The 22,077-nt window shown below is 60.5% G+C and carries 18 protein-coding genes and 1 pseudogene; 4 read left to right on the plus strand and 15 right to left on the minus strand.

What is annotated here, in order from left to right:
• Positions 1-139: 139 nt before the first annotated feature.
• Positions 140-538 (plus strand): DUF1801 domain-containing protein, encoded by a 399-nt coding sequence (locus FHX76_RS04310; protein ID WP_167148252.1) that lies wholly within the window; start codon positions 140-142, stop codon positions 536-538.
• Between the two features lie 229 nt (positions 539-767).
• Here FHX76_RS04310 and leuA read toward each other — a convergent pair whose 3' ends face one another.
• The 6 genes and pseudogenes from leuA to FHX76_RS04340 form a co-directional block, all read right to left on the minus strand.
• On the minus strand, positions 768-2,534 hold the full coding sequence (gene leuA, locus FHX76_RS04315; RefSeq protein WP_167148254.1) for a 2-isopropylmalate synthase: 1,767 nt from the start codon (positions 2,532-2,534) through the stop codon (positions 768-770).
• A 390-nt stretch (positions 2,535-2,924) separates the two neighbouring features.
• Positions 2,925-3,980, minus strand: a complete 1,056-nt coding sequence (era, locus tag FHX76_RS04320; RefSeq protein ID WP_167148256.1) for a GTPase Era — start codon at positions 3,978-3,980, stop codon at positions 2,925-2,927.
• On the minus strand, positions 3,977-5,296 hold the full coding sequence (locus FHX76_RS04325) for a hemolysin family protein (protein WP_167148258.1): 1,320 nt from the start codon (positions 5,294-5,296) through the stop codon (positions 3,977-3,979). The genes era and FHX76_RS04325 overlap by 4 nt, the downstream gene beginning before the upstream one ends.
• 131 nt (positions 5,297-5,427) lie before the next feature.
• Positions 5,428-5,883: pseudogene (gene ybeY / locus FHX76_RS04330) on the minus strand (rRNA maturation RNase YbeY); the annotation flags it as partial.
• Complete coding sequence (locus FHX76_RS04335) at positions 5,880-6,959, minus strand: PhoH family protein (protein WP_386762550.1); 1,080 nt, start codon at positions 6,957-6,959, stop codon at positions 5,880-5,882. The pseudogene ybeY and the gene FHX76_RS04335, both read right to left, overlap by 4 nt.
• Entirely contained in the window at positions 6,949-7,302 is a 354-nt protein-coding gene (locus FHX76_RS04340) for a histidine triad nucleotide-binding protein (RefSeq protein WP_167148264.1), read from the minus strand. Before FHX76_RS04340 ends, FHX76_RS04335 begins: the two co-directional genes overlap by 11 nt.
• Before the next feature lie 167 nt (positions 7,303-7,469).
• Here FHX76_RS04340 and FHX76_RS04345 point away from each other — a divergent pair, with 167 nt between their 5' ends.
• Complete coding sequence (locus FHX76_RS04345; RefSeq protein WP_167148266.1) at positions 7,470-8,972, plus strand: UDP-N-acetylmuramoyl-L-alanyl-D-glutamate--2,6-diaminopimelate ligase; 1,503 nt, start codon at positions 7,470-7,472, stop codon at positions 8,970-8,972.
• Positions 8,973-9,130: 158 nt separating this feature from the next.
• On the opposite strand, the gene FHX76_RS04350 is transcribed toward FHX76_RS04345, so the two are convergent.
• The 3 genes from FHX76_RS04350 to hrcA all read right to left on the minus strand — a co-directional run bounded on the left by FHX76_RS04350 (position 9,131) and on the right by hrcA (position 12,163).
• Entirely contained in the window at positions 9,131-9,886 is a 756-nt protein-coding gene (locus FHX76_RS04350; RefSeq protein ID WP_167148268.1) for a 16S rRNA (uracil(1498)-N(3))-methyltransferase, read from the minus strand.
• A 12-nt stretch (positions 9,887-9,898) separates the two neighbouring features.
• Entirely contained in the window at positions 9,899-10,996 is a 1,098-nt protein-coding gene (gene dnaJ / locus FHX76_RS04355; protein ID WP_167148270.1) for a molecular chaperone DnaJ, read from the minus strand.
• Between the two features lie 87 nt (positions 10,997-11,083).
• Entirely contained in the window at positions 11,084-12,163 is a 1,080-nt protein-coding gene (gene hrcA / locus FHX76_RS04360) for a heat-inducible transcriptional repressor HrcA (protein ID WP_167148272.1), read from the minus strand.
• Positions 12,164-12,343: 180 nt separating this feature from the next.
• On the opposite strand from hrcA, the gene FHX76_RS04365 reads away from it, so the two are divergent.
• On the plus strand, positions 12,344-13,009 hold the full coding sequence (locus FHX76_RS04365; RefSeq protein WP_167148274.1) for a hypothetical protein: 666 nt from the start codon (positions 12,344-12,346) through the stop codon (positions 13,007-13,009).
• A 115-nt stretch (positions 13,010-13,124) separates the two neighbouring features.
• Here the strand turns inward: FHX76_RS04365 and hemW are convergent, their stop codons facing one another.
• The 4 genes from hemW to FHX76_RS04385 form a co-directional block, all read right to left on the minus strand.
• The gene (gene hemW / locus FHX76_RS04370; RefSeq protein WP_167148276.1) at positions 13,125-14,357 is read right to left on the minus strand and encodes a radical SAM family heme chaperone HemW; all 1,233 of its coding nucleotides are present in this window, start codon (positions 14,355-14,357) and stop codon (positions 13,125-13,127) included.
• A 5-nt stretch (positions 14,358-14,362) separates the two neighbouring features.
• Positions 14,363-15,205 carry a DUF1990 family protein gene (locus tag FHX76_RS04375; protein ID WP_167148278.1) on the minus strand — a complete coding sequence of 281 codons (843 nt, stop codon included), beginning with the start codon at positions 15,203-15,205 and terminating at the stop codon, positions 14,363-14,365.
• Positions 15,205-17,055: a translation elongation factor 4 gene (lepA, locus tag FHX76_RS04380; protein ID WP_167148280.1), complete on the minus strand. Its 1,851-nt coding sequence runs from the start codon at positions 17,053-17,055 to the stop codon at positions 15,205-15,207. The genes FHX76_RS04375 and lepA overlap by 1 nt, the downstream gene beginning before the upstream one ends.
• A 204-nt stretch (positions 17,056-17,259) precedes the next feature.
• Positions 17,260-17,667, minus strand: a complete 408-nt coding sequence (locus FHX76_RS04385; RefSeq protein WP_167148282.1) for a YchJ family protein — start codon at positions 17,665-17,667, stop codon at positions 17,260-17,262.
• A gap of 208 nt (positions 17,668-17,875) precedes the next feature.
• On the opposite strand from FHX76_RS04385, the gene rpsT reads away from it, so the two are divergent.
• Positions 17,876-18,136: a 30S ribosomal protein S20 gene (gene rpsT / locus FHX76_RS04390; protein ID WP_167148284.1), complete on the plus strand. Its 261-nt coding sequence runs from the start codon at positions 17,876-17,878 to the stop codon at positions 18,134-18,136.
• A 94-nt stretch (positions 18,137-18,230) separates the two neighbouring features.
• Here the strand turns inward: rpsT and holA are convergent, their stop codons facing one another.
• Positions 18,231-19,268, minus strand: a complete 1,038-nt coding sequence (gene holA, locus FHX76_RS04395) for a DNA polymerase III subunit delta (protein ID WP_167148286.1) — start codon at positions 19,266-19,268, stop codon at positions 18,231-18,233.
• Positions 19,220-22,075, minus strand: coding sequence for a ComEC/Rec2 family competence protein (locus tag FHX76_RS04400; protein WP_167148288.1), 2,856 nt, complete (start codon positions 22,073-22,075; stop codon positions 19,220-19,222). The genes holA and FHX76_RS04400 overlap by 49 nt, the downstream gene beginning before the upstream one ends.
• Between the last annotated feature and the right edge of the window lie 2 nt (positions 22,076-22,077).

A 22,077-nucleotide genomic window follows, 5' to 3' on the forward strand; every position in this document is an offset into this window, starting at 1 on the left:
GGATAGGCGGGCTGCCGACGAACCGACGGCTGCGGAATACACTGGATTACAGAAGGCCTTTCTGCCTATTCCCTGCATATGCCAGCCATCGCATGAGGCAAGCTGCTCATACGATGCGCTACCCAGAAAAAGGTTACCCATGAACGCGAACCCGGACAGCGTCGTCGAACAGGTCTTCACGTCCTATCCTGTCGGGATTCGAGAGCCTCTGCTCGAACTGCGCGCACTTATCATCGAAGTGGCCGCGGCAACCGAGGGCGTGGGCCCACTCACCGAAACGCTCAAATGGGGCCAGCCGAGCTACCTGACCGAGCAGAGCAAGTCCGGCACAACCGTGCGCATTGACCAGTTTGACGAGGGCCATGTAGCCGTGCTGGTGAATTGCCAGACGACACTCATCGAGACCGCTCGCATCGCATTTCCAGACCTGACTTACTCCAAGAGCCGTGCGATCGTCCTGCCAACGAGCGATGAACTCCCCCGAGACGAATTGGGGCTTTTCATCGCCATGGCGCTCACCTACAAGCTTCGCAAGTAGCTCACGCCCTCATACTTACTGCTCCGAATTCCGAGCCCAAGCCACGAACCCAATCGAGGTCGCAATTAATGCTGTGTTTACGCAAAAAGACAGCATTAATTGCGACCTCGATTGGGTCTCGATGGGGGCCAAGAACTGTGCCCGAGCCTTCAGCACAGGTGACAACACAAAACGGGCGGGCATCCCCTTCTGGTGGATGCCCGCCCGTTGCGGTAGCAATGGAGGCGGATTACGCGCTCGCGCCTACCAAGTTCTGCTCGTTGACTCGGATTGAGCGGTTGATCGAGCTAACAATTGCTTTGAGGGTTGCCGTGGTGATGTCCGGGTCAATGCCGACACCCCACAGGCGGTGACCGTCGACACTCAGGTCTACGTAGGCTGCAGCAACGGCGTCGCCGCCCTCGCTCATGGCATGCTCAACGTAGTCGTAGAGCGTGATGTCATGGCCCTGCTCGCGCATGCCGGCGATGAAGGCATCCACCGGACCGTTTCCACTCGACTCGATCGTGACAGCCTCGTCGTTGACCCGAAGCGCGACGCTCAGCGACGTAGCGCCGTTTGGCTCGCTCGAACTCGACGTGCGCGTGATCTCATAGCGGCCCCACTTGGCATGCGACTGCTCGATGGGCGCGGGCAGGTATTCGTCCTGGAACACCGACCAAATCTGGTCACTCGTGAACTCGCCGCCCTCCGTGTCGGTCTTGCCCTGAACAACCGAGCTGAACTCCACCTGCAGGCGACGCGGCAAGTCAAGCGAGTGGTCGGTCTTGAGCAGGTAAGCGACGCCGCCCTTGCCAGACTGAGAGTTGACGCGGATGACCGCCTCGTAGCTGCGGCCAACGTCGCGCGGGTCGATAGGCAGGTACGGAACAGCCCATTCGATGTCGTCAACCGTCACACCAGCGGCTTCGGCATCTGCGGCCATGCGCTCGAAGCCCTTCTTGATCGCATCCTGGTGCGAGCCGCTGAATGCGGTGTAGACCAGGTCGCCGGCCCACGGGCTGCGCTCTGGCACCCGGAGCTGCGTGCAGTATTCGGCCTTGCTGCGGATCTCGTCGAGGTTGCTGAAGTCGATCTGAGGGTCGATGCCCTGAGTGAACAAGTTGAGGCCAAGGGCGACCAGGTCAACGTTTCCGGTGCGCTCACCGTTGCCAAACAGGCATCCCTCGATGCGGTCGGCGCCGGCCATGTAGCCCAACTCTGCGGCAGCAACGCCCGTGCCGCGGTCGTTGTGCGGGTGCAACGAGATAATGACATTCTCGCGGTGGTTGATGTGGCGGCCCATCCACTCGATTGAGTCGGCGTAGACGTTTGGCGTTGCCATTTCGACAGTCGAAGGCAGGTTCAGGATGACCTTGCGCTCTGGAGTCGGTTCAAATACCTCGAGCACTGCGTTGCAGATCTCAACCGCAACCTCGAGCTCGGTACCCGTGTAGCTCTCTGGTGAGTATTCGTAGTAAATCTCGGTTCCGTCGGCGATGGCCTCGGAGGCCACACACATTTTGGCGCCCTCGACGGCAATCTTCTTGACGCCCTCAACATCGGTGCGGAACACAACATCGCGCTGCAGCACACTCGTGGAGTTGTAGAGGTGAACGATCGCGCGCTTGGCGCCAATAATCGATTCATAGGTGCGCTTAATGAGGTGCTCGCGCGCCTGAGTCAGGACCTGGATGGTGACGTCGTCAGGAATCGCGTTCTCTTCGATGAGGCTGCGGACGAAGTCGAAGTCGGTCTGGCTCGCACTCGGGAAGCCAACCTCGATCTCTTTGTAGCCCATCTGTACGAGCAGGTCGAACATGATGCGCTTGCGATCTGGGGTCATCGGGTCGATGAGCGCCTGGTTGCCGTCGCGCAGGTCAACCGCACACCAGCGGGGTGCCTCGGTGATGCGCTTCGAGGGCCACGTGCGGTCAGGCAGGTCTACCGTGATCTGCTCATGAAACGGGCGGTACTTGTGGATTGGCATTCCAGAAGATTTTTGGGTGTTTTCCATGGTCTTAGTCCTTCTTATCAGCTACGTACAAAGATTGCGTACAAAAGATGCTGAGCCAACGACAAACTCCGCGACGAGGGAGGCCCGATAACTAGGACTCGTCGCGGCAGCTAAGAAGGAGCATGCTGTAACCCACGGTCCAAGGTTACCACCGCTCACGACTGTTTGACGACCAAACAACCACTTTTCTTCAAACACGGCGCTGCAGGGAACGATCGCCAGCTGGGCAGATTGGTCGCAGATCCACCCAAGCGCATCGCGTTGGGTGGATCTGCGACCAATCTGTGCGGAGACAGCCCGGAAAGAACAACCGAGGGGCCGAACGTTCAAGGGCCAAGCGAAATGGTTTTGTTCACAGAAGGCTAGAAGCGAGACCCTAGAAGCCAGACCCTAGAAACCCAAGCGCCCCAGCATCCGCGGGTCTTTCTGCCAGTCCTTCGCGACCTTCACGTGCAGCGAGAGAAACACCTTCTTGCCAACGAGCGGCTCGATCTGGGCGCGCGATACCTTGCCAACATCGCGCAGGCGCGAACCCTTGTGGCCGATGATGATTGCCTTCTGACTGTCGCGCTCCACGTAGATCGTTGCGTAAATCTCGACCATGTCCTTGTCGTCGCGCTCGATGGTGTCTTCGACCATCACCGCAATCGAGTGAGGCAGCTCGTCTCGCACGCCATCGAGGGCGGCCTCGCGAATGTACTCGGCGATGCGGTCATCCTTGACCTCGTCGGTGACGGCCTCATCCGGGTAGAGCTGCTGCGAAACGGGCATGAGCTTCACGAGTTCGTCCGACAGGATGTTGATCTGGTCGCCGGTGTACGCAGACAGCGGGATGATCGCATCCCACTCGCGCATCTCCCCCAGCTCGGCGAGCTGCTCGATGGCGTCGTTCGGCTTGGAGACATCCATTTTGGTCAGGATGGCGACCTTCTTTGCCCGAGGAAACAGGTCGAGCTGCTCGTTGATGAAGCGGTCCCCCGGCCCGATCTTCTCGTTGGCAGGCACGCAGAATCCGATGACGTCAACATCGCCGAGCGTGCTCTTCACGAGCGCGTTGAGCCGCTCGCCAAGCAGGGTCCGTGGGCGGTGGATGCCTGGCGTATCAACTACGATAATCTGCCCGTCGGTGCGGTGCACGATGCCACGAATAGCCTTGCGGGTCGTTTGTGGCTTATCGCTTGTGATGGCGATTTTTTCTTTCACGAGGGCGTTTGTGAGCGTTGATTTTCCAACGTTGGGGCGCCCGATGAAGGAGACAAAGCCGGCGCGGTATTCTGGCGCTGGTGTTCCGCCGCGGGGTTTACGTTTCTTTTGGGGCTGCTCGGCCGCCGCAGATTCGGCTGAAGCAGGCTCGTGGGTCACTGGCGTTGCCTGCGCCGCGCCCCCGGCATCCTGACCGTCGAAGATTGGCTCGTCGCCACCCGTTGAATTGCTGCTGTCGGTCATGAGTTGCCCTGTTCTGTTGGTTCGTCAAATGCGTCTTGCGCGGCCGCGAGGTTGTCGTCAGCCCGCGCGATGATGGTGGAGAGCATCTTGCCGCGGCCCTCGGTGCGCTCGGCCACAAGGATGAGGCCGCTGACCTGCACCTCGTCGCCCATGAGCGGAAGTCGGCCGTGCACCTTGGCAAACAAACCGCCGACAGAGTCGACCTCGTCGTCGTCAAGTTCGATACCAAAGAGTTCGCCAAGTTCGTCAACGGGAAGGCGAGCGCTCACCCGGTACAGCCCGCCACCGAGGTCCTCGATTGGCGCGTCGATGCGGTCGTGCTCATCCATAATCTCGCCAACAAGCTCCTCAAGCAGGTCCTCAAGCGTGACAAGGCCGGCGATTCCGCCGTATTCGTCGACAACCATTGCGAGGTGATTATTCTCAACCTGCATTTGCTTGAGCAGCGCGTCGGTTTTCTGCGATTCTGGCACAAACACCGCGGGCTTCATGAGCTGCGTCACGGGCGTGGTTGTGAACGTTTCTGGGTGCCTAAATAGCGCCTTCGTCACGTCCCTCAGGTAGAGGATGCCCTCAATGTTGTCCACGTCGTCGTTCACAACGGGCAGCCGCGAATGGCGCGACTGCATCAGAATTTCCATAGCCTCGGCGAGCGTTGCGGTGGAATCAACGGTAATCATGTCGGTACGGGGAACCATAACCTCGCGCGCAAACGTCTCGTTGAACTCAAAAATCGAGTGGATGAGTTCTCGGTCGTCGTCTTCAAGCAGGTCTTGCTCCGCCGCCTGATCGACCATGCTCAGCAATTGCTGTTCGTTGCTGATGGCAGCAGACCGCGGGCGTCCGGGAGTCACACGATCGCCCAAGCGCACGAGGGCGTTGGCAAACGGTCCCATGACCAATCGGATTGCGCGAATAAGGGGTGCAGCGAAGGAGAGGATGCCCTCGGAATGGTGGCGCCCAACGCTTCGTGGGCTCGAGCCAACAAGCACAAACGACACGGCAGTCATCACAAGCGCCGAAACGATGAGCGCAAGCCAGAGTTCGTCGATCGTAAACGAGAGCGTGATGGTCACGAGCACCGCCGACGTTGTCTCGGCGATGACACGCACAAAGTTGATCGCGTTGACGTGCGCGCTGGGGTCAGCGGCTATCGCTCTGATCGATTTCTCGGTGCGTGGGTGATGCTCGGCCAGGTCCTCGATCTCGGCGCGAGACAGCGAATTGATTGCCGAATCGGAGGCCGCAAGCAGGCCACCCACCGCGATGAGAACCAGCGCGAGGGCTAGGAAGGCAACAACGATGCCGACACTCATTCGGGTGCGTCACCCGCATCCGTTGCCGATGAATCGGTAGCTGACGCTGAGCCGCCGTGCTTTCCTGACGACCGAGTGGGTACGGGGTCTCCGGTCGTTGGCTCTGGAGCCACGCCAGCCATCGAACCACCGCCGCGTTCCGTTGTTGAGAAGCTGAGCAGGATGTCGCGCTGCAACCCAAACATTTCTTTCTCGTCCGCGGGCTCAGCATGGTCAAATCCGAGCAAGTGGAGGATACCGTGCGTCAGCAAAAGCTTGATCTCATCGATAGTCGCGTGACCGGATGCCTCGGCCTGAGCCTGCGCCACCTGTGGGCAGATCACGACGTCGCCGAGCAGGCCTGCCGGCGTCACCGCATCCACGGTTCCTGGGCGAAGCTCATCCATTGGGAAGCTCAGCACGTCGGTGGGGCCTGGCTCATCCATCCACTGCACGTGAAGCTGTTCCATGGCTGCCTCGTCAACGAGCACGACGGCTAGCTCGGCATCGGGATGCACCTTCATCGCATCGAGGGTGTACGCGGCCATGCGCTGCAGCACGGCCTCGTCGATGTCGATCGCCGATTCGTTGTTGACCTCAATGCTCATGACTGGTTCCTTGCGGGTGTTGCGGTGTTATCGATGTAGGCACGGGCCTGTTGTTCTTCGTCGTACGAGGTGTAGGCGTCGATAATGCGGCCAACAAGCGTGTGGCGCACAACATCCTCACTCGTGAGCTTGGCAAAGTGGATGTCCTCAACGTCGTCGAGCACCTTGGTCACGAGACGGAGGCCACTCGCTGCGGCGGGCAGATCTACCTGCGTGATGTCTCCGGTAACCACCATGCGCGAACCAAATCCGAGCCTCGTGAGGAACATTTTCATCTGCTCCGGCGTGGTGTTCTGGGCCTCGTCGAGCACAACGAAGGAGTCGTTGAGCGTGCGCCCGCGCATGTATGCAAGCGGGGCAACCTCGATGGTGCCGCTCTCGATCAGGCGCGGAACGGTCTCAGGGTCCATCATTTCGCTCAGCGCATCGAAGAGCGGGCGCAGGTAGGGGTCAATTTTGTCTTCGAGCGTGCCAGGCAGGTAGCCGAGGCTCTCGCCGGCCTCAACTGCTGGGCGGGTGAGGATGATTTTGCTCACCTCTTGGCGTTGCAGCGCCTGCACCGCCTTGGCCATAGCCAGGTAGGTCTTTCCCGTTCCAGCCGGCCCGATACCAAAGACGATCGTGTAATTGTCGATGGCGTCAACATAGTCGCGCTGGCCAGGGGTCTTCGGACGAATCACTTTGCCGCGAACGCTCAGGATCACCTCGTTGAGCGTCTCGGCGGCACTGCGCTCGGAACCCTCATTCACCAGCTTGCTGCTCTGCTGCACATCGGACTGGGTCATTTGGGCTCCTCCGTGGACAAGGGCGAGTAGGTCGCGCACAACTTTGGTTGCCGCGGCAACCAGCAGTGTTGGGCCGGTCAGCGTGAGCACATGCCCACGCACGTGGACGCCAACGCGAGGGTAGCTTCGCTCAAGTTCTTTGAGCAGGTTGTCATTTGGCCCGAGGAACGAACGCAAATCAACACCGTCAAGCTGAATGGTCTCTGTTGCCGCTGGCGCGCCCTGAACCGCGGGGATGCCAGCCCCCTGGCGATCAGCGGACGAGCTACTTGCTGCCTGGTTACTTGGCAATGAGTGACTGCTCCTCAAGCCCGCCGGACAGCAAGTGGGCGTGCACGTGGAAGACGGTCTGGCCAGCCGTTGCGCCATTGTTAAACACGAGGCGGTAATCGCCGTTTGCTTTGTCAGTAGCGAGTTGCTTAGCTACAGCCACCATCTCGGCGAGCAGCTCTGGGTCGCCGGCTGCGAGTTCGGTGACGTCGCGGTACTGCGTCTCTTTTGGGATGATCAGGATGTGGATGGGCGCCTGAGGCGCGATGTCGGGAAACGCCAAGACACGCTCGGTCTCGGCAAGCACCTCGACGGGAATCTCACCGGAAACGATCTTGCCAAAAATGGTTGGTTCTGCAGACATACGCCTAGTCTACCGAGAATCACCTGCATCTATTTCTGACTTTCTGCTGCTTTCTCGTGCTTTTTGCGCAGAAAGTCACAAACAGATGCAGGTTTTGGGGACACGGTCACGGATCGTCGGCCAGGCATCCCAAGACTCAAATAGAGTAGACGCATGAGGTTGCACCTATGAGATCAGAACCCGACAGAAACCTCTCTCTCGGAGACTACGATCCCCGCCTCGCCGGCACTCAGATTCTTGGCTTCCGCCTCGTGCAGAACAGTCGAAATGTGCAGCCGGGCGATATTTTTGTGGCCCTTGGCAGCACCGGTGCCGATGGCAGCGCCTTCATCGACCACGCCATGAACCAGGGAGCATCGGCCGCGCTCTACGATCCGGCGCTCTTTGCGGCGAGCGGCTCGGGCAACGAACTCCCTGAGACGGCCTACGCCATCCGCGACCTCCGCGCGCAACTCGGACGTATTGCCGATGACTTTTACGGGCATCCTTCAGAAGACCTCACCATGGTTGGGGTCACCGGCACCAACGGTAAGACATCGGTCGTGCAACTCATCAGCCAAGCGTGGAATGCCCTCGACGTGCCTTCTGCCAGCATCGGGACACTCGGCGCAGGGCCATATGGCGCAATCGATGTGCAGACGGGCCTCACAACTCCCCCGGTCACGCAGGTGCATGAACTGCTCGCGTCATTCAAGACGCAGGGAGTGGATGCCGTTGCCATCGAGGTGAGTTCCCACGCGCTTGAACAGGGCCGGGTTGCCGGCGCACACTTCGATATCGCCGTGTTCACCAACCTCACGCGCGATCATCTCGACTATCACCTCACGATGGAGCGCTACGCCGCCGAGAAGGCAAAAATCTTCACCCTCGACGGTGTCTCGACGGCGGTCATCAACCTGGATGATCCCTACGGTCGAAACTATTTCACCGGCGTTGCCTCCGTGCTTCGCCGCATTGGGGTCAGTTCACACGGACACGCCGATGCCACCATCCGCACAAACGACGTGCGCCTGACGCCCGACGGCATCGAATGCACCCTCGAAATTGATGGCCTCACGTACCCATTTGTGTCCGGACTCATCGGGCGTTTTAACATCGACAACCTGCTCGCCTGTGCTGGAGTGCTGTTCGCCCAGGGCATTGATCCGGCCGTGATTGTTGAGACGCTTTCGGCGCTCAAACCGGTGTTTGGCAGGATGAACCGCATCCAGCCCGATCCGTCACTCCCCCTGGTTATTGTCGACTATGCCCACACGCCCGACGCCCTTGAGCAGTCGCTCACGGCCCTTCGCGAGCATTCGCACGGTCGCATCATCACGATCTTCGGCTGCACCGGCGACCGCGACCGTGGCAAGCGCCCAGAGATGGCCCGCATCGCCGAGGCACTCTCCGACGTGGTGATTGTGACCGACGATGACGTCCATCATGAGGATGGAGACCTCATCCTTGACGACATCCGACCCGGCTTTGAACGCCCAGGCGATGTGCTCGAACAGCGCGACCGCGGCCTTGCCATAGCGGAGGGCATCTCACGGGCCGAAGCTGGCGATATCGTACTCATCGCTGGCAAGGGCCACGAAAGCGCGATGGTTGTTGGCGACGACTTGGTGTCGTTCAGCGACACAGAAACGGCGACCCGCCTGCTGGGTGAACGCCTCGCTGGAGGCTAACGCTCCCGTTCCCACTCCCGCGCCCTGGTCGAACAACTCACGGCAGACCAAACGCGCCAACACGCTGGTCGAGTGCCCTCATATCGACCCAACATCGCGGTTTTGGGTCGATATGAGGGCACTCGATGGCACGCTGCAAAACGTGACGGCCTCTGACGTTACCAGCGACCCAGCGCTACGTTGATGAGCGCGAGCGCAACGGGGCCTGCGGTTGAGGTCCGCAGCACGCTTTCGCCGAGGCGAACCGGAAGTGCGCCAGCCTCCGTCAGCACCGAAAGTTCTTTCTCGCTCACGCCGCCCTCAGGCCCAACAAGCACCAGCACGCTCCCGCGCGGGTCAACGGGCTCGATCTCGGCACGGGTGAGATCAGAGAGTCGTTTCTTGGCCGTCGGTTCAAGGATGAGCACCCGATCGTGACCGGTATGCGTGAGCAGACTCGCGGTGGATTCGGGCGGCAGAACATCTGGCGTCCACGCGCGAAGCGACTGCTTGGTGGCCTCGCGGACCACCTTCTGCCAGCGGACAACTCCCTTTTCGATTTTGTCGCCTGACCAACGCGAAACGGATCGCTCAGCTTGCCACGGGAGCACGGCGTCCACGCCAACCTCGACGGCCGCCTGCACCGCTCGCTCGTCGCGGTCACCTTTGGCAAGCGCCTGCACGAGCACCAACCGGAATTCCTCAAGGGGGTGCTGCGCAACGCTCACAACCGTGAGATCGACACGTTTATTCTCAACCCCCGTCACCTCACAGGTGGCCTGCACACCCGAACCGTTGCCGAGCAATACGCTCTCGCCGGAACGAAGCCGACTCACGGTTGCGGCGTGCCTTGCCTCGTCGCCAGTGAGGGCAACGGATGCCCCCACCGCGAGGTCGTTGGCGCTCAGCGATTCGTCGAGGTACAGGTTACTCATGGGGCTGTGCGCCTATCCCTTAAAAAAGCGGTCGCGGAGTTTGCTAAACATGCCCTGCTGGAAGTGCCCAAGCTCTGGTGCCGGCGGCTTCGATGACTCGGCAAGCTGCTTGACGAGTTCTTTCTCTTTGTTACTCAGGCGCGATGGGGTGAGCACCTGAACGGCGATCTTGAGGTCACCGCGTGAGTTGCTGCGCAGCTTGGTGATTCCGCGGTCCTTGATCGTGATCACGTCGGCACTTTGGGTGCCAGGCTTGATCTCGACCGGCACGTCTCCGTCAAGGCTGCGGATGGTTGTGGTCGTTCCGAGGATGGCGTCGGTCATCGCGACCTCAAGGGTGCAGAGCAGGTCTTCGCCGTCGCGGCTAAAGACTTCATGGTGGGCGATCTTGAATTCGATGAAGAGATCGCCGTTTGGCCCGCCGGCCGGGCCGGCTTCTCCACCGCCACGCAGCTGCATGCGGGCACCAGAATCGATGCCAGAGGGAATCTCGATCGTGATCGTGCGCTGGGCGCGGGTGCGACCGTTTCCGCTACAGTCCGCGCACGGTGTTTCGATGACGGTTCCGAATCCCTGACACGCGTTGCAGGCCTGGTTCGTCACGACGTTGCCAAACAGCGAACGCACCTGGCGCTGCACAACGCCGCGACCGCCACAGACGGTACATGTCACTGGCGAGGTTCCTGGCTGGCAGCACGAGCCATGACAGGTGGCGCACGTCACGGCCGTGTCGATCGTGACATCGCGGCTGGTACCAAACACGATATCGTCAAGCTCAACATCGACGCGGATGAGGGCATCCTGTCCACGTTGTGCCCGTTCGGCTGGCCCCTGGTTGCCGTTAAATCCGCCGCCAAAGAACGTTTCGAAGATGTCGCCAAAGCCGCCAAAGTTCTGGCCACCGCCCTGGCCGCCCATGTCGTATTGCTGGCGCTGCTGCGGGTCACTCAGCACGTCATAGGCGTGGGTGACGTCTTTGAACTTTTCTGAGGCCTCCGGGCTCGGGTTCACATCGGGGTGAAGCTCACGGGCCAGACGGCGATAGGCCTTCTTAATTTCTTCGGGGGTCGCTTCGCGCGACACACCCAGAACGTCGTAGTGGTCAGCCACCGAGGGCGTCTCCTTCTCTTATCGGTCTGTCGTCAATTCGTTACTCGCGCTGCCGGCCGGTTTGCCGCCGCGCGAAAAGTGTGTGGGTCAGTCTTCGCCAAACATCCGGCTCAAATATCGTGCAACGGCGCGGACGGCCGCAATATTTCCGGAATAGTCCATTCGTGTCGGCCCAAGCACGGCAAGGCGTGAAATCGACTGTGCGGATGATTCGTAGCCGGTAGACAGCACAGACGTCTCTTCGAGCCCGAATGCCTCGTTCTCTCGGCCAATGCTGATGCCCATTCCGGTCTGGTCGAGCTCAAGCTCGCCAAACAGTTTGAGCAGCACCACCTGCTCTTCAATCGCGTCGAGCAGCGGAGGCAGGTTTCGGCTGAAGTCGTTTTCGGTGCGCACCAGGTTTGCAGTGCCGGCCATCACGATGCGATCGCTGCGGTTGGCCGAAATCTGCTCTGCGATGACCGCGAGCAGTTGGGCGTCAAGGCTCGGGATGCCGGTGGCGGCATCCGACGACGACCCAGCAAGCGTCTCGGCAAGCATCACTCGCACCTGCTCGGCGGCGGCGGCAAGATCGAGCCGACCAACCGCGGTGAGTACACGATCGCGTAAGTCGTGGAGCGCTACTTCTGAGATTGGGGCGGCTTCTGCGTGTGAGGGTGCGCCGTGCTCAAACCGCAGGTCAATGCTTCGCTGCTCAACAACGCCGTTGTCAGCGATGAGCACAGAAAGCACTCGACCGGGGCTCAACGCCACCAGTTCAAGGTGCCGGACGCGATTCTTGGCGAGCGACGGATACTGCACAACCGCAACCTGGTTGGTGAGGTGCGAGAGCAGGCGAACCGTGCGCGATAGCACGTCATCGAGGTCTGCGGATTGGGCCATGAAGCTCTCGATGGCCTGTTTCTGGGCAACACTCAATGGCCTGCGATCGGCAAGCTTATCGACAAAGACCCGATAGCCCTTGTCTGTTGGGATGCGCCCAGAAGACGTGTGCGGAGCGACGATGAGTTCTTCATCCTCGAGCTGAGCCATGTCGTTGCGGATTGTGGCAGCAGACACCCCAAACGAGTGTCGATCGACAATTGATTTGGAGCCAACCGGCTCGCGGGATTCAACGTAGTCGGTCACGATGGCGCGCAACACATCTAAGCCGCGTTCTGAAACCATGACACCTCCAACGTTGAAATCGAGCACACGTTTTGGCACTCGTCAGCCCTGAGTGCCAATTGTACCCCGTCAGGCTGGAAGTTCACTCGCGTCCTGGCGGGCGTGTTTGTGGATGCGCCAGCGGCCGGAAACGCTAACGCCAACTTCGGTCGTTCTACGCGTGCGCGCTAAAGTTTTCCTATGCAACAGGCTTCCCCAAGTTTCGCCCCAGATCTTGCCCGCGGCCACCTCCTGGCGCAAAAACGACTCAACAACCTTGGCTCTGTTGTTGCGGTGACGATCATGGCGATCGTTCTCATCGTTGGAGCTCAGTTGGCCTGGGTCGCACTATATTCCGTCACAACGATCGGCGTCGCCTTCATCGCTGTTGGCGTTCTCCTTCTGATTGTGTCGGCGGTTTCCAATGTGTTGCTCGTTCGGCGACTCAGCACCCGCTTCCCATCGGTGAGGGGCGTGATGTTGCAGGGAATCCTCGTTGGCATTGTCGCACCCGTCATCGGAGCGTTCTTCTGCATCATTCCGGTGAGCTTCGCTCAAATCGAAGCGGGCAGTAGCACCAGCGCACTCCCGATATCCCTTGTTGTCCTCATCGTGATCGTATTTGTTCTCCCTTCGGTTCAGTGCATCACGTTGGCGTACAACACCTCGTCAGTTGAGCAGCGATTCGGACCCGGCGCCGCGGCCCAGCTCTGGCACTTTCAGCTGTGGCAGCTCGGCGAGCAAGATCGTTTCCTCAACGCCCAACTGCAGACGAAGATGTGGGCATCCGGCCAGGCACACGCAGCACCGCAGGTGACGCAGCATCATGCCCAGCAGCAGCCGCAGGCGGCACCACGAGGTGAATAGGTTACTGTTCGGCTATCGATGAGTCGTGCATGCAGCCCCGTGGGGCCGGCACAGCATCGGCCGAATCAACATTCCCCTCGCCCACCGCTACGGCGCGCACCGCGCCAACCCGTTCCTACAAGCTCAGCGGAAGCAGCCGATGCACAACGGCATCCGCCAGCAATCTACCGCGCAGCGTGAGCACAACGCGCCCGGCAAAGGCAGTAGCTGGGTCAACAAGCTCATCGGCGATCAGCCCGGCAACGGCCTTCCGACCGTCTGCCGTGAGCTCGTTTGTTGGCAGGCCCTCAGCGAGTCGGACGCGCAGCAGCACGCTCTCAACGCGACGGGTCTCGGCATCCAGAATCTCGCGACCGGCTGCCGGGGAAATCTCCTGGTTGACCCGGTCGGCGTAGGGAGATGGATGCTTGACATTCCAGAATCGCACGCCACCGATATGGCTGTGCGCTCCGGGGCCAACTCCCCACCAGTCCTCGCCTGTCCAGTACGAACGGTTATGCTTCGATTCAAACTCTGGGCCCTTCGCCCAGTTGCTGAGCTCGTACCAGTCGTAGCCGGCCTCACGGAGCCTGGCATCTGCAAGTTCGTACATGTCAGCGTGCAGGTCGTCGTCCGGCTCCGGATATACCCCGCGGCGGATCTGTCCGGCCAGCTTAGTGCCCTCCTCAACAATGAGGGCGTAGGCCGACAGGTGATCTGGCGCGCACTGCAGCGCCATGTCGAGGGAGGCGGACCAGTCGTCGAGTGACTCCCCCGGCGTCCCGTAAATGAGATCGAGGCTCACCTGGAGCCCAACTTCGCGAGCCCACTCGACCACAAGCGGAACTCGCTCAGGGTTGTGAGTGCGGTCGAGCGTAGCAAGAACGTGCGGTACGGCTGACTGCATCCCAAAACTCACGCGGTTGAAGCCGCCGTCTTTAAGAGTCTGAAGGTAGGCTCGGTCGACGGAATCTGGATTCGCCTCGGTCGTCACCTCGGCACCCTCAACGATGTCCCACTGATCGCGGATCGTGCCAAGCACACGCACAAGATCATCCGCAGGCAACAGCGTCGGTGTTCCGCCCCCAAAAAAGACCGTGCTCACGGGTCGATCAGGCACGCCGGATGCCGTTAACACTCGCTGTGCAAAGCCAAGCTCCCGCTGCGCGAGCGACGCGTAATCGCTTCGCTTTGCGCCCCTCAGTTCTTCGGCCGTGTAGGTATTAAAATCACAGTATCCACAGCGAACACGGCAGAACGGGACGTGAACGTACACGCCAAAATTCCGGGTCAGCGCTTCATCTTTCGCGGACGCGGGAAGGCGTCCGTCACTCGGGGCAGGCAACCCCTCTGGCAACGCGGAGGGCATCGGCCCTACCGCGCGTCGTTGGAGTCTGCGGGCGAGTCGCCAGCTGCAGGCTCTTCGGATGTTGTGGGCCCGTCGGTCGGCAGCGATTCAACCGCTTCCGCCTCGAGTGGCACAACAATTGGCTCAGGGCTCGTAGCGGTCTCTGAGGAAGTAGCGACGATATTCGACGAGCCGGTGCCGTCATCTTCTGTCTCAATTTCGGCAGCTGCCAGCACGGTCTGAACCGGAAGCAACGCGCGCAGCTGCTGGCGCGCACGGTCCTGAGCGCCACGAACGGCCCCAGCCCGAAGCGGGTTCTTCCACAGCGACTTGGTCATCTCGTGGAAGCCACGGTACACCGCCCACACCGAGTCGTCGTCGCGGTGCTGCACAGTGTAGAGTTCCTCGCCGACCGGACCGGAATCATCCATGGTTCCGTAGGCAAAGCCAACCTGACGCGGCTCGGAAACCACGTAGACAACTCGGACGCGCCTGGCATCCGAGCCCCAGGTGAGTGTCGCCGATTGCCCAGCAGTGATGAAGGAAACGCCCTCGGCGGAGAACAGCTGTTCTTCGCGCTCGGCGATGGCAAGCGGATGCCCGTCGTCATCAAAGAGCACGCCGGCATACTGCGTTCCGGTTCCTGCTTCAATGTCGCTCACGTCGGCGCCAGCTGCTCGCTGCGCGCCCCACGTCATCAGGGTCGTGCTCGCCAACCGGAAGCGCTCGAACCCGCTACCGAGACGAACGGCATCCTCACTCGGCGTTGAACCGGCAGGAGGAAACCGCATGATGTCTGGGTCGCGGGATGCGCCAACGGCACCGTAGGTAACCGGCAGCTCGTCGTGCGTCGATCGACGCCGAGCCACTACTTCTTGTCTTTCGTCTCGGTGTCTCCCGACAGTGCGGCAATGAATGCCTCTTGGGGAACCTCTACGCGGCCCACCATCTTCATGCGCTTCTTACCTTCTTTTTGCTTCTCAAGCAGCTTGCGCTTACGAGAGATATCGCCACCGTAACACTTGGCGAGCACGTCCTTACGAATCGCCCGGATGCTCTCACGCGCGATGATTCTGGCCCCGATAGCCGCCTGAATGGGAACCTCAAACTGCTGACGCGGGATCAGCTCCTTGAGGCGCTCAGTCATCAGGACACCGTAGGCATACGCCTTCTCACGGTGCACAATCGCGCTAAACGCGTCAACCTGCTCACCCTGCAAGAGGATGTCAACCTTCACGAGGTCTGCAGCCTGATCGCCAGCTGGCTCGTAGTCGAGGCTTGCATAGCCCTGCGTGCGGCTCTTCAGATGATCAAAAAAGTCAAATACGATCTCACCGAGTGGGATGTTGTAGCGAAGCTCAACGCGATCCTCACCGAAGTATTCCATGCCAAGCAGCGTGCCTCGGCGGCTCTGGCACAGCTCCATGATCGCACCAACGTAATCCTTTGGGGCGAGGATGGCAGCCTTCACAACTGGCTCCCGGACCTCAAGAATCTTGCCACCGGGGAATTCGCTTGGGTTCGTCACCGTGATGGTTTTTTTGTCGTCGGTGGTGACCTCGTAGATAACCGACGGCGCAGTGGCGATGAGGTCAAGGTCAAACTCGCGGCGAAGGCGCTCAGTAATAATCTCGAGGTGCAGCAAACCGAGGAAGCCGATGCGGAAGCCGAAGCCAAGCGCAACGGAGGTTTCTGGTTCGTAGTTGAGCGCGGCATCAGACAGTTTGAGTTTGTCGAGGGCGTCACGAAGGATGGGGTAATCGCTACCGTCGATCGGGTACACACCAGAGAACACCATAGGCTTCGGGTCGGTATATCCGGGAAGCGCCTCTTCTGCTGGCTTCTGGCTGGTCGTGACAGTGTCACCAACCTTTGACTGACGCACATCCTTCACGCCGGTAATCAGGTACCCAACCTCACCAACCGAAAGCCCCTTCGACGGCTTCGGCTCTGGCGAGCTCACGCCAATCTCAAGCAGCTCGTGCACCGCACGGGTCGACATCATCTGAATCTTCTCGCGAGGCTTCAGTGAGCCGTCAACCATACGAACATACGTGACCACGCCACGGTAGGCGTCGTAGACCGAGTCAAAAATCATGGCTCTTGCCGGAGCGTTCACGTCACCAACGGGAGCGGGAACCATCTGCGTCACCCGGTCGAGCAGGGCCTCAACCCCAACACCCGTCTTTCCAGAAACCAGCAGCACGTCTTCGGGATCGCCACCAATGAGGTTGGCCAGCTCCTTTGCGTACTTCTCGGGATCGGCTGCTGGGAGGTCAATCTTGTTGAGTACCGGGATGATCGTGAGATCGTTCTCCATTGCAAGGTACAGGTTTGCCAGAGTCTGGGCTTCGATGCCCTGCGCCGCATCCACCAGCAACAACGCGCCCTCGCAGGCTGCAAGCGACCGGGATACCTCATACGTGAAGTCAACGTGACCCGGAGTATCGATCATGTTGAGGGCGTAATTGGTTCCCTCAAACTCCCACGGCATGCGAACAGCCTGGCTCTTGATCGTGATACCGCGCTCGCGCTCGATGTCCATGCGGTCGAGGTACTGCGCACGCATATCGCGGTCGCTGACGACACCGGTGAGGTGCAGCATGCGGTCGGCCAGGGTGGATTTACCGTGGTCGATGTGCGCGATGATGCAGAAATTACGAATAATCGCTGGGTCGGTGGCAGCGGGAATCGGCGGGTTTACAGATCGTGGGGACATCGTGAGTAATTCTCCCACATCGGACCGGGAACCGCTAAAGCCCCGCCACGGGCGCGTTCTACTCGCTCGGGTGTGTACTTCTTACTCGAGCCTCTTGCTCGGGCGCGCACCTCTTAGTCACACCCTACTGAGCGACCTGCCACCCGCATTACTGCCCGCGACGCGCGGTCATGAGTTGGGTAGCCGCACGCAAATGAGTGTCGGCTAGGAACGGATCTCACCATCCATGTAGACCCATTCGCCGTCGAGCTTGATGAAGCGGCTGCGCTCGTGCAGCATCCCACGCTCTGCCGGCTCTCCGTCTTCCGGGATCGAGCTGTACAGCGCCCTGAACTCAACAACGCCCTCTGTTTCGAACAGTGAGCCGCCAACCGTGTCGAGAATATCGAGGCGAAGCCAGCGAAGGCCGTCCTCCATCACGAGCTCCTCTGGGCGGGTTGCCGGATGCCAGGTCTTCAGCAGGTACGCCGCGTCACCCGCAAGGAACGCGGAGTAGCGCGAGCGCATGAGCCGCTCAGCCGTTGGGGCAGTCTTTGCGCCCGCATGCATTGGGCCACAGCAGGCGCCGTAGGTTTCGCCGCTCAGGCATGGGCATCGTTCGGAATCGATCATCACGTCAATGATGCTACCCGCGGATGCGACCCACACACGCTGCCCACACAACAGCTGGCGACGCGCCGAAGCAGTTGCACTGGAATCTGCACCTCATAACTGGTAGTGTTGCTTGTTGGCTTGCGTGTGGATTTTCCGCACGAAACCGGTGGGTGCCTCTCACACCTGGCGGATCATTGACAGACACCAAACGAAAGACGTACCCAACGTGGCAAATATTAAGTCGCAGATCAAGCGCATCGGCACCAACAAGAAGGCCCAGGACCGCAACAAGGCCGTCAAGAGCGAGCTCAAGACGGTTGTTCGCGCTACCCGCGAGGCTGTAGTTGCTGGCGACAAAGAGAAGGCAACCACCGCCCTCGGCCTCGCTTCGAAGAAGCTTGACAAGGCCGTAAGCAAGGGTGTTATTCACCAGAACCAGGCTGCGAACCGCAAGTCGGCTCTCGCCAAGAAGGTTGCAGCGCTCTAAGCAGCTGCGCTTCTGACAAATCAGCCTCGCCTCGGCGGGGCTTTTTTGTGCCCAAAAGGACTCGGCGGATGCAACGGACTTGTGCGACGAGACCTCAGGACAGCTGGCGGCCCTTGTGGGCCACGAGCAGCACCATCTTTTCGAGGGCGTAGACGGGGTCCCTACTGGCCCCCTTCAGCTGGGCATCGGTGCTAGCAATCGCTTTGACGCATTCGGCGAGACCATGTTCGGTCCAACCGTCAACATCGCGCCGAGCCTTATCAACTTGCCAGGGCGCCATGCCGAGTTGGCCGGCCAGCTGCGCGCCCGAACCTCGTACGCCGTACACGCGGCCCATGGTGCGCAGTTTCATCGCAAACGCCGCGAGCAATGGTATGGGCTCTGCTCCCGTTCCCAGCGCGTGGCGCAGCAGGATGAGGGCCTCGCCAGCGCGTCCGGCAATGGCAGTGTCGGCAACGCGGAATGCATTGGTTTCTACTCGCCCGCCGTAGTACTTATCGACGGTTTGTTCCGTAATCTCGGCACTGGAATCTGACATGAGCTGGCTACAGGCGGAGGCGAGCTCGCCGATGTCGTCAGCAAATGCCGTGACCAACGCCCGAAGGGCACCCGCCGTGACTTTGACCCCGGCGCGCTGGAACTCTGCCTGAGCAAAGGCGTAGCGTTCGGTGTCTTTGGTGATCTCCGCACAAACGACTTCGATGCCCGCACCTTCGCCGCGGCGTACCGCGTCGAGCAGGGCTTTGCCCCTGGTGCCACCGCCGTGCCGAAGCACAAGGTAGGTGTCGTCGGCGGGTTGTTTGAGGTAGGCCTGGGCGTCGGCAAGGAATGCATCCGTGCATTTTTCGACGTTTGAGACCTGAATGAGCCGCGGTTCCGCAAACAGTGATGGACTCGCAAGCGTCATGAGTTCGCCGGCGTTATAGGCGTCGGCAGAGACATCGTGCACTTCGATGGATGGGTCTTCTGCTTTGAGTAGTTCTCGCAGGAGTCGAATGGCACGATCTGCGAGGAACGCTTGTGCTCCTGAGACCAGCACAACGGGCTCTGGCCGGATGGCACTCCAGTCAAGCTGCGGTATCTTTACATCCGCTTTGCTTTTGGGTTTTGCCCCGCTCTTTGCCGCTGCCACCCCCTTATCCTACCGACTACCGAGCCTTGGCCTCGACCCTCGTGCGGCCCGAAGCCGGCGGCCAAGACGAGTTCTGCAGCTATCCGGATGTGTTCTGCGGGAGACCTTGGGTGGCCTGCTGATTCAGGCGATGGATCGGCCGACGTTCGGCTCTGCCAGACTGACCACGGCTGGTTCCTGTGGTCGCCGCCGTCGCGATCAGCGCTGAGCACGATGGTGCCTTGTCTGTCGGTTCGGAGCACTGAGCTTCCGGCGGCGGCCATCATGTCTAGCGCGGCAAGCGTTGGGTGCCCGTAACCGTTGTCTGCCCCGACTGAGATGCCCGCGTAGGTTGCCCCTAACTGTCGATACAAACGAGCGCTCTGATCCCGTGATCCGTGATGTGCGACCTTCACAATATCGATGGGCGGGCCGTCGGACAGGTCAACGTATCGAAGGAGCCGCGATTGGCTTGATTCGCCAAGATCACCAAGGAAGACCCCGCGGCCGTGTGGAGTACGAACGTCGAGCGTGACGCTCTGCGCGTTGCCGTCTCGCTCCCCTACGAACGCCCCAGCCGCGCCCTGTTGCGGCTGAGCGTCGGGTGGCTTCGAAGCAACAACTGGCCAGAGGACCTGCCAGGTTGCCGCCCCGAAGCTGCCGCTGAGCCCGGCGTGCCCTTCGATAATTTCTACTCCGGCATCTTCCAGCTTGCTTCGAACAACTTGATCGCCCTGTTCAAGGAGCGGCGCGACCATCGCGTGCTGTGTCATCGAGATCACCGCGTCGACGGCCCCGACATGATCAACGTCGTAATGAGTCAGTACCAGCAGTTCAATGTGGTCAACGCTAAGCAACCGAAGGCAGGCGGTGAGCGCTTCGACGGATGGACCCGTGTCAATCAGAATGATGTGCCCCTCTGAACGGACTAACGCGGCATCACCCTGACCAACGTCACACAGCGCAAAATCCCAGTCTTGCGGCCGGGTCAGGCTGCTGTGCCACCTCGCCGCATTCGAGGTGCCGATTGTGCTCCCGATGAGGAGTGCGCAGACCGAGGTGACGGCAGCGGTTCGTTGTAAGGACTGGAGACTTCTGAAGCTCCCTCGACGCATGAGGGCCACAACGGCGCACACAATCGCAGCAACGAGGAGGCCAAACCCCCACCAGCTCTGGGGCCAGTCGAGTTGCCCCCAGCTCAGACCCGATGTGGCTTTTGCGACCTGAACGATCCATGACGCTGGCCAGATTGCGATGTCTACAATCTGTGTTCCCAACCAGGGAACTGCGGGCAACACAAGGCAGGCCACAAGACCAGCGACGGTTGCGACTGGTGCGGCAGGAGCGGCCAAAACGTTGGCAACGATGCCAGCCAACGGAATGACCGGTTGTAAGAGAAGCAGCACCGGCTGGCAGGCAATCTGAGCGGCCGCCGGAATTGAAACAAGCTGGGCAATCACCGGCGGCATCCACCGTTCAAGAAGCAGCGTCAGCCGGGGAGCCAAGACAAGAATGGATGCCGTTGCCAGTACGGACAGTATGAATCCGTAGTCACCAGCCATACGTGGGTCGAACCCGAGCAGAACGATAACCGCAACGCAGAGCGAGGAAACGCCACGACCAGGACGTCCCGAGGTCGTCGCGACCAGGATGACTACTGACATCACCGCTGCCCTCAACACGCTTGAGTCGGGTGTCACCAAGAGCACAAACCCACAAAGCCCCAGCAGCACCAGGCAGAGTCGCGCAACGCGCTGCAACCTGAATCTGCGCGCAACAACCAACACGATGCTGACGATGACGGCACAGTTTGAACCGGATACCGCGGTGAGATGACTCAGCGAGCTTGCCTTCATTGCGGCGTCAACAGGTTCGGAGACAAGGGAGGTATCACCCAACGCCAGACCAGGAAGGAGCGCGGCGCCGTCTCCCGGGAGCGCACGCAGGTGTTCTCGAAAGGTGCGTCGGAGGGCGTTCACACCCAAGAGCGGCTGCCCAGGTGGCACAACCGCTACTTGGCCGGAGGAGAGGTTGGCGACGTAGGCGACCCGCCCTGCGGAGTCTGAGGGGGTGAGCCGGACCGTACCGGTGACCCTGCTGCCGATCGATACCTCGCGAAGTTGTTGCTCGGTGCCAAACAGAATAACCGGTGACTTCAGCGACCTGTTGCTCTCAGCGGCACCAGGCGACTTCGTCAGCCGGATGCCGTCAAGCGTTGCTGAAACCCAGCCGGATGCGCCGAATGCGTGATTTCGTATCGTTGGGTCTCCTGAAACGGTAAATGTGGCGTGAACCACCGCCGCCTCTGCGGAGCGAAGCCAGGGAGGATGGCGCTGTTGCTCATTTGCTGCTGTGTGTATGCAGGTCAGTCCGACGAGCGCGCACACAACAATCATCATCGAGTGGGTGCCAGGCTGGTTCGTCAACCCGCTGTTCGCGGCTACGCGCCCGCGGGCACAACAGTCGGCCCAAAAACGGGCAAGCCGCGGCTGACGACAGACGATTTCACGAGATGGGATCTCGTGGAAGTTGAGCCTCTTGACGAGGAGCCTCGGAGTAGAACGGCGATCGAACGCTCTTTGCTGATGCCGCCACACAACTCGTCGAAGTAAGAGCGCAGCACCAATGCCAAAAGCCGCATAGCCGGAGCAAGCAACCAACTCACCTGAGACAACAGCAAGGTCGAGGCCGGTGGTACCACCCAAGCTCGCGGCCCACATTGCAATTGCGGGCCAGACAAGACGCAGATCGAGGTTTGCTACTGCGGCGTCAATGCTCGTCTTGGCGACCGGCTGGACCGAGCTGCCGGATGTTGGTAACCGTTTCACCG

Source organism: Lysinibacter cavernae (genome assembly GCF_011758565.1).
Classification (GTDB): domain Bacteria; phylum Actinomycetota; class Actinomycetes; order Actinomycetales; family Microbacteriaceae; genus Lysinibacter; species Lysinibacter cavernae.

What these genes read in the sequence shown, in the direction of transcription:
- FHX76_RS04310 (WP_167148252.1), top strand. Translation starts at nt 140, where the DNA reads ATGAACGCGAACCCGGACAGCGTCGTCGAACAGGTCTTCACGTCCTAT.
- leuA (WP_167148254.1), bottom strand. Translation starts at nt 2,534, where the DNA reads ATGGAAAACACCCAAAAATCTTCTGGAATGCCAATCCACAAGTACCGC.
- era (WP_167148256.1), bottom strand. Translation starts at nt 3,980, where the DNA reads ATGACCGACAGCAGCAATTCAACGGGTGGCGACGAGCCAATCTTCGAC.
- FHX76_RS04325 (WP_167148258.1), bottom strand. Translation starts at nt 5,296, where the DNA reads ATGAGTGTCGGCATCGTTGTTGCCTTCCTAGCCCTCGCGCTGGTTCTC.
- FHX76_RS04340 (WP_167148264.1), bottom strand. Translation starts at nt 7,302, where the DNA reads ATGTCTGCAGAACCAACCATTTTTGGCAAGATCGTTTCCGGTGAGATT.
- FHX76_RS04345 (WP_167148266.1), top strand. Translation starts at nt 7,470, where the DNA reads ATGAGATCAGAACCCGACAGAAACCTCTCTCTCGGAGACTACGATCCC.
- FHX76_RS04350 (WP_167148268.1), bottom strand. Translation starts at nt 9,886, where the DNA reads ATGAGTAACCTGTACCTCGACGAATCGCTGAGCGCCAACGACCTCGCG.
- hrcA (WP_167148272.1), bottom strand. Translation starts at nt 12,163, where the DNA reads ATGGTTTCAGAACGCGGCTTAGATGTGTTGCGCGCCATCGTGACCGAC.
- FHX76_RS04365 (WP_167148274.1), top strand. Translation starts at nt 12,344, where the DNA reads ATGCAACAGGCTTCCCCAAGTTTCGCCCCAGATCTTGCCCGCGGCCAC.
- hemW (WP_167148276.1), bottom strand. Translation starts at nt 14,357, where the DNA reads ATGCCCTCCGCGTTGCCAGAGGGGTTGCCTGCCCCGAGTGACGGACGC.
- lepA (WP_167148280.1), bottom strand. Translation starts at nt 17,055, where the DNA reads ATGTCCCCACGATCTGTAAACCCGCCGATTCCCGCTGCCACCGACCCA.
- FHX76_RS04385 (WP_167148282.1), bottom strand. Translation starts at nt 17,667, where the DNA reads ATGATCGATTCCGAACGATGCCCATGCCTGAGCGGCGAAACCTACGGC.